This window comes from Streptomyces sp. NPDC127068 (assembly GCF_042724695.1).
Taxonomy (GTDB): Bacteria; Actinomycetota; Actinomycetes; order Streptomycetales; family Streptomycetaceae; genus Streptomyces.
Map to the genome: position 1 here is coordinate 29,313 of NZ_JBHXEN010000048.1, position 13,190 is coordinate 42,502.

A 13,190-nucleotide genomic window follows, 5' to 3' on the forward strand; every position below is an offset into this window, starting at 1 on the left:
GCTAGGCGGGGCTGAACTCCAGGGCCTGGCGGACCACGGCCAACAACGTCTCGACGGCGGATATCCGTCGGCGCGCGTCCATGATCAGGATCGGTACGTGTGCGGGGACGGTCAGCGCGTCGCGCACGTCCTCCTCCTCGAACCGCTCGCTGCCGTCGAAGTGGTTGACGGCCACGACGTACGGGAGCCCGCAGCTCTCGAAGTAGTCGAGCGCGGGGAAGCAGTCGGCGAGGCGACGCGTGTCAGCGAGGACGACCGCGCCGATCGCCCCGCGCACCAGGTCGTCCCACATGAACCAGAACCGCTGTTGTCCGGGCGTGCCGAACAGGTAGAGGACGAGGTCGTCGGCCAGGGTGATGCGGCCGTAGTCCATGGCGACCGTGGTGGTCTTCTTGTCCGGGGTCGCCGACAGGTCGTCGGTCTCGACGCTGGCCTCGGTCATCAGCGCCTCCGTCTGGAGGGGTTCGATCTCCGAGACGGCCTTGACGAGGGTGGTCTTGCCGACGCCGAACCCACCGGCTATGACGATCTTCGTGGCGATCGGGGCCCGGGTGCGGTCCTTCTGCCACGCCCGCAGGGACTCCCCGTCGGTGTCGACGTCGACGTCCGGGACGGTGGACGGCAGCGGTTCAGAGACGACGGAGTCCACTGAGCACCCTTTCCAGCAGCGCGCGGTCCGGCTGTCCCGGGCCGTGACCGGTTCCGTACACACGGATCTTGCCCTGGTCCGCCAGATCGCTGAGCAGGACGCGGACCACGCCGAGCGGCATCTTCAGCAGCGCGGCGATCTCGGCCACCGTCCGCATCCGGCGGCACAGTTCCACGATGGCCCGCATCTCGGGCATCACCCGTGTCGCGAGCGAGCCGCCCGGCAGTTCGCGCCGCTCCTCGGGTGCTTCCAGGGCCGCGACGAACGTCTCGACCAGCAGGACGTGCCCGAAGCGGGTCCGCCCGCCGGTGAGCGAGTAGGGGCGCACCCGTGCCGGCCGCTTGTCGCCGCCGCGCACCGGCAGCTTGCCGGCGGGCGCGCCGTCCGCGGCGGCCGAAGGACCGGATGCGGTCACTGCGCGCTCCCCACGGTCCGGGACCCCGACTCCTGGGGTCCCCGTGGCCGGGGCACCTCCGGCGTCTCCTCGACCGACTCGGCCTCCGGGTCCGGGGACAGCGCCTCGACCGACTGGCGCAGCTCGCTGCGGAGTTCCGGGGTCAGGACGTGTCCGGCGCGGCCCACGAACAGGGCCATGTGGTAGGCGACGACGCTCATGTCGCAGTCCGGGGTGGCGTGCACCCCCAGCAGCGAACCGTCGCTGATGGACATGACGAACAGACTGCCCTCGCTCATGGCGACCATGGTCTGCTTCACCCCGCCGCCGTCCATCAGCTTGGCGGCGCCGAGGGTTAGGCTCCCGAGTCCGGAGACGATGGTGGCGAGGTCCGCGGACGATCCGCGGGGGCCCTGCGGCCGGTCGGCCGCCGCGGCCTCCTCGGCTCTGCCCGGGTCGGAGGAGAGCAACAGCAGGCCGTCCGACGAAACGACCGCCACCGACAGCAGACCGGGCACCTCCTCCACCAGGTTCGCCAACAGCCAGTGCAGGTTCCGGGCCTCACGGCTCAGTCCGAACGCACCTGCGGCGCCTTCCGTCCGGGCACCCTCGCGGGCGGTCTGGGACGGCGTACCGATACCGGGTGATGTGCTGGGCGCAGTCAACTGCTTCCCTCCTCGACTGTGTCCCCCTGTGTTCCTCCGCCGCGTCCGGACGGTGTCGCCGGTGCGCCGTCGATCTCGACGGCAACGTCCCGGCGGCCGGCCGCGGCCCCCTGGTGAAAGCCCCCGAGCTTGCGCCGGAGGGCGTCGGCGTCGACGCCCCCTCCTCTCGGCTGGGCCACGGCTGCGGGCTCACTGATCCTAGGCGTCCGCTTGGGCAGGCCCTTGTCGGTCAGGCGGGTCCGCGCGGGCGCGTCCCCCTGAACGGCGGACGCGGTGTTCGTCGGTGACGGGTCGACGGACGGTGCACCGGGCGGTGCAGGTGACGCGGACGGTGCCTCGTCACGGGCGCGCGCGTGGTGTCCGCCGTCGTCCCCGGCCAGCCGGTGCGCCGGTGCGCGCGCCGGTCCGGCCGCGGGTGGCTGCGCCGGATTCCGCGACGGCAGGGCCGCGGGTTCCGGTGCGGCGCCCGGGTCCGTCGCGGGGGTCGCCGCGGCGGCCGGCGGTTCCGGCGGGAGCACCAACTCCATCGTCGTCTCGGACAGCGTCTCGGACGACGCCTCGGCGGACGTCCCGGACTGGCGGACGGCGTCCTCGGCCGCGGCGATGAGGGGGTCCCCCGGAGTTCCCCGTCCCCCCAGCACATTGGCGTTGGCTTCGGCCTCGGAGCCGGGCAGCCGCAGGGCGGGCCCGGTGGACCCGGCCGGCGGCGGGACGGCCAGGGCCGTCGCGGGTTCGGCGGCGAGCATCGCCTTCGGCAGCACGGCGACGGCGGTCACGCCGCCCTGCTTCTGCTCGCGCAACTGGACCCGTACCCCGTGGCGGTGGGCGAGCCGGGCCACCACGTACAGGCCGAGGCCGAGGCCGTCCTCCGACTCGGGGCCGGCGACCTGGTCCGCGGGGTCGAAATCGGACAGCCGCACGTTCAGCTCGCGCAGCCGTTCGGCGGTCATCCCGATGCCCTCGTCCTGCACCGAGAGCATCACCTCGCCGTTCTCCAGGAGCCAGCCGGAGACCTCGACGGAGGCGTCCGGCGGGGAGAACGAGGTCGCGTTCTCCAGGAGTTCGGCGAGCAGGTGGCTGAGGTCGTCGGCGGCGAAGCCGGCGATGTGGGCGTGCGGCGGCAGGGCGGTGATCCGCACCCGCTCGTACCGTTCGATCTCGCTGACCGCGGCGCGGGCGACGTCCACCAGGGGCACCGGGCCGGGGTGCTGGTGTCCGTGGTCGGCTCCGGCGAGGACCAGCAGGTTCTCGCTGTGCCGGCGCATCACGGTGGCGAAGTGGTCGAGCTTGAAGAGGGTGGCCAGCCGCTCCGGGTCCTGCTCGCGGGCCTCCAGCCCCTCGATGACGGCGAGTTGCCGTTCGACCAGGCCGAGGGTGCGCAACGCGAGGTTCACGAAGGTGCCCTGGATGCTGTGCCGGACCCGTTCGAGGTGGGCGGAGGCGTCGGCGAGTTCCGCACGCAGTTCGGCGGTGCGGTCGGCCATGGTCTGGCGTTCGCCGATGAGGTGCTTGCGGTCGCCCTCCAGGGTGACCAGCCGCTCCTGGAGGGCGACGGCGTGCGCGTGGAGGGCGTTGACCGAACGGACGACCTGGGCGAACTCGTCGTTGCGGCCGGTGAACGTGACGGGTTCCTCGGCGGCCGGGTCGGCGGCGAGGCGGGCGGAGCCGATCCGGAGCACGGCCAACGGGCGGGTCAGCGAACGGGCCATGCCCATGGAGACGCCCACCGCGACCAGCAGCAGCACCCCGAGGACGGCGACCCGGATCTCCAGATCGGTGACGGCGTCGTCGCGCAGCTGTTCGAGGCGGTCGATGCGGGCCTCGGCGAGCGACGCCTCCGCGCCCCGCATGAGGTCGACGCGGGAGGCGAGCGCGCCGGCGATCTCCTTGGGGTCGAGTGCGAGGTCGGCCTCGCTGAGCTTCGCCTCGTCGGTGAGCCGCTTCAGCTGGCGCTCGGCGGTGGTGACCTCGGCCCCGTTGACGGTGGAGTCGAAGGAGGCGAGGTCCGCGGCGGGGGCCACGTCCCGGAAGTCGGCGAGGGCCGCGGTGGAGCGGTGGTGGGCGAGCTGGGCCGCGGTGCTGAGTGCGAGGCGCTGCGCCGCCTGGGCCCCGGACTCGTCGGGGACGGTCTCGGGGAGCCCGGTGACCTGGTTGATCTGGGTGGCGGTGGAGCGGGGCACGGCGAACGCGGCGAGCAGCAGTCCGCGGGCCCCGGACGCCTGTTCCACCGCGCGGTCCAGGTCGGCCAGCGAACGGGCGCCGGGTGCGGCGGCCGGCGGGGTGCGTTCGGCGACGTCCTCGGCGAGCCGGTGGAGTTCGGTGATGACCTTCGCGTACGCGTCGTGGGCCTGGAGGGCGCTGCTCTTGCCGGTGAGCGCGGCGCGGCGGGCGGCGGCGACGGCGTCCAGGTCCGCGCGCAGGGCGGCGGGGGCGTCGGCGCGCAGTTCCTGGACGCGGCGGTCGACCCGGGCGCTGCGCTGCTCGGACAGGCCCTTGCCCTCGGGGCGCCCGGCGGCGATGAAGGCGATGACCTCGTCGCGCTCGTCGGCCAGGCCGTGCGCGAGCGAGCTGCCCTCGCGGGCCCGCTCGGCGGCGGTGACGAGGCGCTGGGCGTCCCGGAGGTCGCCGGTGGTCGACAGCAGCGCGGGGGCGCCGGCGCCGGCGATGGCGGCGGCGACGACGGCGACGGAGATCAGCAGCCGGTTGCGGACCCGGGCGCGGGGTTTGGCCGGCTTCTCGGGAGTGGCGGCGGGCGGCGGCGGGTCACCGGGGCCCTCCCCCCGGGCGGCGGGGGCTGCGGGCGCCGCGGGCCCGCCGGGCGGCGGCGGGGTGGCGAGGGTTCCGGGCACGCCGGGGGGACCCTGGGGCGTGCCGGACCCGGACGGGAGCGCACCCTGCTTCGAGGCCGCCCGCCCACCCTTGCGCCGAGGCCGCATTTTCTGCACCGGTGCTCGCATTCTGACTCGACTACCCATGGTTCCGGCACTCATGGGTCCGGATGACGGACCGTCAGGCCACCAGGTCCGCCGGATTCGGACCTGACCATTCCAGCGCCGGTGAAGAGCGGTCGCGCATCACCGGACCCGCCACCCGAAGGAGTGAACATCGACCGGGAGTTGGGCGGCAAGTTCCGATGGCACGCGTCAGCGGGGGTGTGCGGTGTGCCGGTTGGACGTGATCGACTGGGTTTGGAAGGATGCCCCACCACGTGTTGACGGAATAGATCATTATCCCGCAAATCAGGCAGCTCCCCGCGGGGGACGACCGGCGGAACGTTGACCCCTGTTCACCTCAGCGTCACCCCCGCCACCGATTCGTGGGCATCGGTGCGGGCTCATGCAGACTGATCCGATGCGCATGGAAATCGCCACGGCTCCAGGAGACCCCGACCGCCCCAACGAAGACTTCGTCTCGACCGCGGCTCCCGCCTCCGGTCAGGGCGGAACGCTGGTCGTACTCGACGGGGTCACCCCGCCCTCGGGTGACTACGGCTGCCGGCACACCGTTCCCTGGTTCACCGCCCGGCTCGGCGGAGCGCTCGGCGAACTGTCCGTTTCGCGAACGGATCTGACGCTGCGGGAGGTGCTTTCGCACGCAATCCGTAGGACCGCGGACGCACACCGTCAACTCTGTGACCTTTCTCACGCGCGAACACCGCAAGCAACGGTGGTCCTGGCGCGGTGGGACGAGACCCGGATCGAGTACCTGGTGCTCTCCGACTCCGTGCTGCTCGTGGAGCACGTGGACGGGGGCGTCGAGGCGGTGCTGGACGACCGGCTCGACCGCGCCCCGCGCGAGGTCCTGCGGTCGACCGACGCCACCGACACCACCCTGCGCAACAAGGAGGGCGGCTTCTTCACCGCAGCCGCCGACCCCGAGGTGTCCGCCCGGGCGGTCACCGGGGTGCTGCCCCGGGCCGGGGTGCGCTCGCTCGCCGCGCTGACCGACGGGGCGTCCCGCTGGGTCGAGCGGTTCCGTTCGGGCACCTGGGCCGAGTGCCTGGACGTGCTCGCCAAGCAGGGCCCCCAGACGCTGATCGACCAGGTCCGCGCCGCGGAGCACGCACAGGGCCGCCCCGCGTCGGGCAAGCAGCACGACGACGCGACGGCCGCGTACGTGATCCCGTAACGACGACCCCGCCCCGCTAAGGGGCCCGGCCGGCACCGGGCCCCGTCACGGTTCCACCGGTGGATCGCCGACGGGCTCCTCGGTCGGCTCGGTCTCACCCGTTCGGCCAGTACGCAGGGTCAGGGGGACGTCGACTCGTTGAGGCGGTGCAGCAGGCGGGCCAGCTCGGCGACCTCGGAAGGCGCCCAGTCGGCCAGTTGGCTGACGTACCGCGCCCGCCGCGCTTCACGGACCCGTTGCACCCGCACCCGTCCCGCGTCAGTCAAACGGATCAATGACGCCCGCCCGTCCGCGGGGTCCGGCTCCCGGACCACGAGCCCCAGCGACTCCAGCGCCTTCAGCTGTCGACTCATGGTGGCCTTGCCGACGCCCACGTACCCGGCGAGGTCGGTCGCCCGCAGCACCTCGTTCTCGTCGAGCATGACGAGCAGTCCGTACGCACCGGGTTCGAGTTCCGGGTGCACGGACCGGGCGATCTCCCCGGAGGCCGAGCGGGCGCGCCGCAGAAAGACCGTCAGTTCCCGTTCGAGCGCCAGGAACTCCACCCGTACCCGTTCCACGGCGCTCGCCGTGCTCCCGGCGGGCCCGGTGTCCCCGCCGCGCCCGCTCCGTGCCCCGCCCCGGCCCTCGCCCGCATCCGCGCCCATTGCCCCGTCTTCCCGTTCCCCGTGGTCCCTGCCCTCGTGCCGGGACGGCGACGTCGTCCCGGCTGCACCAGTATTTCGCAGTTCCGTCCCCCGCGGTGCGCCGCCGACCGGGCCGCCGGACCGCTCGATCGGCCCGCCGCACCCGCCGCCGTCGACGCGCGGACGGCCGCCGGGCGCCGTACTCCTGGAATCTGAGTCCGCACTCCCCCAGGCCGACGGAGGCACCCGTGCACCACCCCCGCACCACGTCCCGACCCCGACCCGGCGTCAGCAACCGTGCCCGCACCCGTTCGGGTCGGTCACCGTGGCGGCCCGCTGCGGCGCTGCTCCTCTCGATAAGCGCCCTCTGCACCGCTCTCGCGACCGGGACGGCCTCCGCCACCGAGGGCCCGCCCCCCGGTGACCCGGCCGTCAGCGATCCGGCCGTCAGCGACGGTGACCCGGCCGCCGTCACCCCACCGGCGGTGCCGGAACGCGGCTCCGCGTACATGGGGATGGGGGTCCTCGCCCACGACGGACAGGACGGGGTACCGCCCCAGCGGCGCGTCACCCAGACCGAGGGCGTGGACGTCAGCAGCCACCAGGGCAACGTGGCCTGGTCGACGCTGTGGAACAACGGGGTGCGCTGGGCCTACGTGAAGGCGACGGAGGGCACGTACTACGAGAACCCGTACCACCCGCAGCAGTACAACGGCTCGTACGACGTGGGCATGATCAGGGGCGCGTACCACTTCGCGACCCCGGACACCACGAACGGAGCAACCCAGGCGGACTACTTCGTCGACAACGGCGGCGGCTGGTCGCGCGACGGCCGCACCCTGCCCGGCGCCCTGGACATCGAGTGGAACCCGTACGGGGACGCCTGCTACGGCAAGACGTCCTCCCAGATGGTCGCCTGGATCAAGGACTTCCTGGACCGGTACCGCCACCGCACCGGCCGGGACGCCGTCATCTACACGGCGACCAGCTGGTGGACCCAGTGCACCGGCAACTCCTCCGCCTTCGGCGGCGTGAACCCGCTGTGGATCGCCCGCTACGCGTCGACCCCCGGGACCCTCCCGGCGGGCTGGGCGGTGCAGACCATGTGGCAGTACACCTCGACCGGTCCCACGGTCGGCGACCACAACAAGTTCAACGGCGCGCTCGACCGGGTCCAGGCCCTCGCCACGGGCTGACCGCCCGGGTCCGCGTGCCCGTCACGACCGACGGCCCTCCCCGGAGGGGGAGGGCCGTCCTCGTGCGGGGCGCAGGCGTCACGCGGCGACCGGCACCTGCTCGGTCGCGCCCCGGGTCGCCGGACTGAGCGCCAGCTCCAGGACCTGGCGGACGTCCGACACCGGGTGGACGTCCAGCTTCTCCAGGACCTCGGCCGGGACGTCGTCCAGATCGGCCTCGTTCCGCTTCGGGATCACCACCGTGGTGACCCCCGCCCGGTGCGCGGCGAGCAGCTTCTGCTTCACCCCGCCGATGGGCAGCACCCGACCGGTCAGCGAGACCTCACCGGTCATCGCCACGTCCGTGCGCACCGGGCGCCCGCTGAGCAGCGAGGCCAGGGCGGTCGTCATGGTGACGCCCGCGCTCGGACCGTCCTTGGGGACCGCGCCCGCCGGGAAGTGGATGTGCACGCCCCGGTCCTTCAGGTCGCCGACCGGCAGTTCCAGTTCGGCGCCCCGCGAGCGGAGGAAGCTCAACGCGATCTGCGCCGACTCCTTCATCACGTCACCGAGCTGGCCGGTCAGGGTCAGCCCCGCCGCGCCCGTCTCCGGGTCGGCGAGCGACGCCTCCACGTAGAGCACGTCACCACCGGCCCCGGTCACCGCGAGTCCGGTCGCCACCCCGGGGACGGAGGTCCGCCGCTCGGCCGGGTCCTGGGCGGACTCGGGCACGTGGTGCGGGCGTCCGATGAGCCCGCGCAGTTCCCCGTCGGTGACGGTGAACGGCAGCGTGCGCTCGCCCAGCTCGTGCTGTGCGGCGACCTTGCGCAGCAGTCGGGCGATCGCCCGCTCCAGGGTGCGCACGCCCGCTTCCCGGGTGTACTCGCCCGCGAGCTTGCGCAGCGCGCCCTCGTCGAGGGTGACCTCGTCGGGGTCCAGGCCCGCCCGCTCCAGCTGGCGCGGCAGCAGGTGGTCCCGGGCGATGACGACCTTCTCGTCCTCGGTGTAGCCGTCGAGCCTGACCAGTTCCATCCGGTCGAGCAGCGCCTCGGGGATGGCCTCCAGGACGTTCGCGGTGGCCAGGAAGACCACGTCGCTGAGGTCGAGCTCCACCTCCAGGTAGTGGTCCCGGAAGGTGTGGTTCTGCGCCGGGTCCAGGACCTCCAGCAGGGCCGCCGCCGGGTCGCCCCGGAAGTCGGAGCCGACCTTGTCGATCTCGTCGAGCAGCACCACCGGGTTCATCGACCCGGCCTCCTTGATGGCGCGCACGATGCGCCCGGGCAGGGCCCCGACGTAGGTGCGCCGGTGGCCGCGGATCTCCGCCTCGTCGCGGACGCCGCCGAGGGCGACCCGGACGAAGGAGCGGCCCATGGCGTGCGCGACGGACTCGCCGAGCGAGGTCTTGCCGACGCCGGGGGGACCCACCAGGGCCAGCACCGCGCCGCCGCGCCGTCCGCCGACGACCCCGAGGCCGCGGTCGGCGCGCCGCTTGCGCACCGCCAGGTACTCGGTGATCCGTTCCTTCACGTCGGCGAGGCCGGCGTGTTCGGCGTCCAGCACGGCCCGGGCGCCCTCGATGTCGTAGCGGTCCTCGGTGCGCTCGTGCCACGGCAGTTCCAGGACGGTGTCCAGCCAGGTGCGGATCCAGCCGCCCTCGGGGGACTGTTCGCTGGACCGCTCCAGCTTGTCGACCTCCTTGAGCGCGGCCTCACGGACGTTCCGGGGCAGGTCGGCGGCTTCGACGCGGGCCCGGTAGTCGTCGGACTCGTCCTCGCCGTCCCCGTCGCCGTTCAGTTCGCGCAGTTCCTTGCGGACCGCGTCGAGCTGGCGGCGGAGCAGGAACTCGCGCTGCTGCTTGTCGACGCCCTCCTGGACGTCCTTGGCGATGGACTCGGCGACGTCCTGCTCGGCGAGGTGTTCGCGGAGCTGTTCGGTGGCGAGCTTGAGGCGGGCCACCGGGTCGGCGGTCTCCAGCAGGGCGACCTTCTGCTGCACGGTGAGGAACGGCGAGTAGCCGGAGTTGTCCGCGAGCGGGGACACCTCCTCGATCTGCTGGACGCGGTCCACGACCTGCCAGGCGCCGCGCTTGCGCAGCCAACTGGTGGCGAGGGCCTTGTACTCCGTGACGAGTTCGGTGACGGCGCCGGGCAGCGGGTCGGGCACGTGCTCCTCGACGAGGGTGCCCTCCACCCACAGGGCGGCGCCCGGTCCGGTGGTTCCGGCGCCGATGCGGACGCGCTCACGACCGCGGATCAGGGCCCCGGGGTCGCCGTCGGCGAGCCGGCCGACCTGCTCCACGGTGCCCAGCACTCCGGTGCCGGCGTAGGTGCCGTCGATCCTCGGGACCAGCAGGACCCGTGGTTTGCCCGGTGCGGAGCGGGCGGCGGCCTGGGCGGCCTCCACCGCGGCGCGTACGTCGGGGTCGTTCAGGTCCAGCGGAACCACCATGCCGGGCAGCACGACCTCGTCGTCGAGGGGCAGCACGGGCAGCGACAGCACGGTGCTCTTGGAACCAACGGACTCAGCAGCCATGATCTCCCCTTCGGCATTCAAGTTGAGCTATGTCGACTCAATGCGTGGGGCCGTTCGATTGTTCCCGGCCGTTCGTTCGCCCAGAGCGGAGCGGTCGGGGCCGCGCCCGCCACCGCGCTTCCGGGCCGCGTCCGCGGCCCGCCGCCCTCGGAAATTCCCCCGCGCGGGCCGACCCCACCGCGCCACAATGGCCGCCATGTCGCCCCAGCAGAGCACCGTCCCCGCAGTCGCTCCCGCCCCCGACACCACACCGGACGTACTCGACCGCAGAACCGGACCCCACGGCGAGGTGGTGCTGCGCCGCCACGGCCACCTGCTCCAGATCATCGCCAACGGCTGCTTCCTGATGGACACCTCCGACGGCCGCTCGGAACGCCTTCTGGTGGACTTGGCCGCCGCCGCGCTCACCGACCGTGACCCCGCGGCGCGCCCCCGCCTCCTGATCGGGGGCCTGGGGGTCGGCTTCAGCCTGGCGCGGGCCGCCGCCGAACCGCGCTGGGGTCGGATCACCGTGGTGGAGCGCGAGGCCGCGATCATCGACTGGCACCGCCCCGGCGCCCCCCTGTCCGCGCTGTCCCGCGAAGCCCTCGCCGACCCCCGCACCGAGGTCCTGCACACCGACCTGCTGGCGCACCTGCGGACCGGCGGTCGCACCTACGACGCGCTCTGCCTCGACGTCGACAACGGGCCCGACTGGACGGTCACCGACGACAACGGCGGGCTCTACACCCCCGACGGCATCGCCCGCTGCCGCGAACGGCTCGCCCCCGGCGGGGTGCTCGCCGTGTGGTCGGCGCAGCCCTCCGCCGATTTCGAAGGGGCATTGCGGAATTCCGGGTTCCAAGGGGTCCGTACCCATGAAATCCCGGTCGCCCGGGGCGTTCCGGACGTCGTCCACCTCGCGGTCCGAGCTGGATAGCCTGATCACGTTCCGTGCCTTTAGTCTGCAACCGGCGCGTGGATCACTCCGGTGCCGGGCACAGCCATGGGATCACCCCACGGATTCCGAACAGCAGTCAGGGGCGGGCGATGGAGCAGACACACACCACCCAACACGGCAGCGCCCCAGCGGCGCCCGGCGCCCAGCGGCGCGTGCTCGTGGTGGAGGACGACGCGACGATCGTGGAGGCGATCGCCGCCCGGCTCCGGGCCGAGGGGTTCGTCGTGCAGACCGCGGGCGACGGCCCGACCGCCGTGGAGACCACCCAGGCGTGGCAACCCGACCTGTTGATCCTGGACGTGATGCTGCCGGGCTTCGACGGGTTGGAGGTGTGCCGCCGGGTCCAGGCCCAGCGGCCCGTGCCGGTGTTGATGCTCACGGCCCGCGACGACGAGACGGACATGCTGGTGGGCCTCGGCGTCGGCGCCGACGACTACATGACGAAGCCGTTCTCGATGCGGGAGCTGGCCGCCCGGGTGCACGTCCTGCTGCGCCGCGTCGAGCGGGCCACCCTCGCGGCGACCACCCCCCGGGGCGGCACGCTGCGCCTCGGGGAACTGGAGATCGACCACGCCCAGCGCCGGGTCCGCATCCGCAGCGAGGACGTGCACCTGACCCCGACCGAGTTCGAGCTGCTGGTGTGCCTGGCGAACACCCCGCGCGCGGTGCTCTCCCGCGAACAGTTGCTCGCCGAGGTCTGGGACTGGGCGGACGCCTCCGGCACCCGGACCGTCGACAGCCACATCAAGGCGCTGCGCCGCAAGATCGGCGCCGAGCGCATCCGCACGGTGCACGGAGTCGGCTACGCGCTGGAGACGCCGGCGCCGTGAGCGCCCCCGCCGGGCACCCCGGCCCCCTCGGCCCCGACCGTTCCGGCAGCGCGGCGGCGGAGGCCGCGGGCATCGGCCCCGGCTCCCGCAAGCTGCGCCCGTTCTCCATCAAGACCAAGCTCGGCACCTTGGTCGTGGTCTCGGTGTTCATCACCACGGGACTGCTGATGATCGCGGTGCGCACCGCGACCGAGCTGCGGTTCATCACCGTCTTCTCGGTGATCGCGACCCTGCTGATCACCCAGTTCGTGGCGCACTCGCTGACCTCGCCGCTGGACGAGATGAACACCGTGGCCCGGTCGATATCGCACGGCGACTACACCCGGCGGGTACGGGGCCACGACCGCGGGGACGAACTGGGCGACCTGGCGACCACCATCAACCGCATGGCCGACGACCTGGAGGCCCAGGACCGGCAGCGCAAGGAACTCGTCGCCAACGTCTCGCACGAACTGCGCACCCCGATCGCGGGGCTGCGGGCGGTGCTGGAGAACGTGGTGGACGGGGTGTCGGCCGCCGACCCGGAGACCATGCGCACCGCCCTGAAGCAGACGGAACGCCTCGGGCGGCTGGTGGAGACCCTGCTGGACCTGTCCCGGCTGGACAACGGCGTCGTCCCGCTGAAGGCCCGCCGCTTCGAGGTGTGGCCCTATCTGTCGGGGGTGCTGAAGGAGGCCAACATGGTGTCCTCGGCCCGCGGGGGCATCGCCTCGGGATCGGGCAGCCACACCCGCACCGACGTGCACCTGCACCTGGACGTGTGGCCGCCGGAGCTGACCGCGCACGCCGACCCGGAGCGCATCCACCAGGTCGTCGCCAACCTCATCGACAACGCCGTCAAGCACAGCCCCCCGCACGGCCGGGTCACGGTCCGGGCACGGCGGGGCGCCGGCCCCGAATCGCTGGCCCTGGAGGTCACCGACGAGGGCCCCGGCATCCCCGAGTCGGAGTGGCACCGGGTCTTCGAACGGTTCAACCGCGGCCCCTACACCGACCCGGCGGCGGGCTCCGCGCCCACCGCCCAGAGCGCGCCCGCCGGGAAGCCTCCGGGCGGCCAGGGCAGCGACGGCGGCACCGGACTGGGGCTCGCGATCGCCCGGTGGGCGGTGGAACTGCACCGGGGCCGGATCGGAGTGGCCGAGTCCTCCCGGGGTTGCCGGATCCAGGTCCTCCTTCCGGGGCTGTTCCGCGGCCCCGGTTGACGTTATGGTTCGGGGCGGCAGGCCAAGATCGTCAGAGCGCCGGTGCGCT

At 73.2% G+C, this 13,190-nt stretch carries 11 protein-coding genes; 5 read left to right on the forward strand and 6 right to left on the reverse strand.

Features of this window, described 5'->3' with window-relative positions:
- Position 1: 1 nt before the first annotated feature.
- Genes ACFWIA_RS26420 through ACFWIA_RS26435 form a run of 4 tightly spaced genes read right to left on the reverse strand, consistent with a single transcriptional unit; the run spans position 2 to position 4,665 of the window.
- Entirely contained in the window at positions 2-649 is a 648-nt protein-coding gene (locus ACFWIA_RS26420) for an ATP/GTP-binding protein (RefSeq protein WP_387009204.1), read from the reverse strand.
- On the reverse strand, positions 630-1,064 hold the full coding sequence (locus tag ACFWIA_RS26425) for a DUF742 domain-containing protein (RefSeq protein ID WP_387009206.1): 435 nt from the start codon (positions 1,062-1,064) through the stop codon (positions 630-632). The genes ACFWIA_RS26420 and ACFWIA_RS26425 overlap by 20 nt, the downstream gene beginning before the upstream one ends.
- A complete protein-coding gene (locus ACFWIA_RS26430) occupies positions 1,061-1,681 on the reverse strand; it encodes a roadblock/LC7 domain-containing protein (protein ID WP_387009280.1) in 621 nt (206 codons plus the stop codon). The genes ACFWIA_RS26425 and ACFWIA_RS26430 overlap by 4 nt, the downstream gene beginning before the upstream one ends.
- Before the next feature lie 23 nt (positions 1,682-1,704).
- Entirely contained in the window at positions 1,705-4,665 is a 2,961-nt protein-coding gene (locus tag ACFWIA_RS26435; RefSeq protein WP_387009208.1) for a nitrate- and nitrite sensing domain-containing protein, read from the reverse strand.
- Between the two features lie 394 nt (positions 4,666-5,059).
- Here ACFWIA_RS26435 and ACFWIA_RS26440 point away from each other — a divergent pair, with 394 nt between their 5' ends.
- On the forward strand, positions 5,060-5,836 hold the full coding sequence (locus ACFWIA_RS26440; protein ID WP_387009210.1) for a protein phosphatase 2C domain-containing protein: 777 nt from the start codon (positions 5,060-5,062) through the stop codon (positions 5,834-5,836).
- A gap of 119 nt (positions 5,837-5,955) precedes the next feature.
- Here ACFWIA_RS26440 and ACFWIA_RS26445 read toward each other — a convergent pair whose 3' ends face one another.
- Positions 5,956-6,483, reverse strand: a complete 528-nt coding sequence (locus ACFWIA_RS26445) for a MarR family winged helix-turn-helix transcriptional regulator (RefSeq protein WP_387009212.1) — start codon at positions 6,481-6,483, stop codon at positions 5,956-5,958.
- Positions 6,484-6,710: 227 nt separating this feature from the next.
- Between ACFWIA_RS26445 and ACFWIA_RS26450 the strand changes: the two genes are divergently transcribed.
- Positions 6,711-7,658 (forward strand): GH25 family lysozyme, encoded by a 948-nt coding sequence (locus ACFWIA_RS26450; protein WP_387009214.1) that lies wholly within the window; start codon positions 6,711-6,713, stop codon positions 7,656-7,658.
- A gap of 78 nt (positions 7,659-7,736) precedes the next feature.
- Here the strand turns inward: ACFWIA_RS26450 and lon are convergent, their stop codons facing one another.
- Positions 7,737-10,169, reverse strand: coding sequence for an endopeptidase La (gene lon, locus ACFWIA_RS26455; RefSeq protein WP_387009216.1), 2,433 nt, complete (start codon positions 10,167-10,169; stop codon positions 7,737-7,739).
- Between the two features lie 187 nt (positions 10,170-10,356).
- On the opposite strand from lon, the gene ACFWIA_RS26460 reads away from it, so the two are divergent.
- The 3 genes from ACFWIA_RS26460 to ACFWIA_RS26470 all read left to right on the forward strand — a co-directional run bounded on the left by ACFWIA_RS26460 (position 10,357) and on the right by ACFWIA_RS26470 (position 13,141).
- Positions 10,357-11,088: a spermidine synthase gene (locus tag ACFWIA_RS26460; RefSeq protein WP_387009218.1), complete on the forward strand. Its 732-nt coding sequence runs from the start codon at positions 10,357-10,359 to the stop codon at positions 11,086-11,088.
- 110 nt (positions 11,089-11,198) lie between these two features.
- Complete coding sequence (locus ACFWIA_RS26465) at positions 11,199-11,939, forward strand: response regulator transcription factor (RefSeq protein WP_387009220.1); 741 nt, start codon at positions 11,199-11,201, stop codon at positions 11,937-11,939.
- Positions 11,940-12,031: 92 nt separating this feature from the next.
- Positions 12,032-13,141 (forward strand): ATP-binding protein, encoded by a 1,110-nt coding sequence (locus ACFWIA_RS26470; protein ID WP_387009282.1) that lies wholly within the window; start codon positions 12,032-12,034, stop codon positions 13,139-13,141.
- The last annotated feature ends 49 nt before the right edge of the window (positions 13,142-13,190 follow it).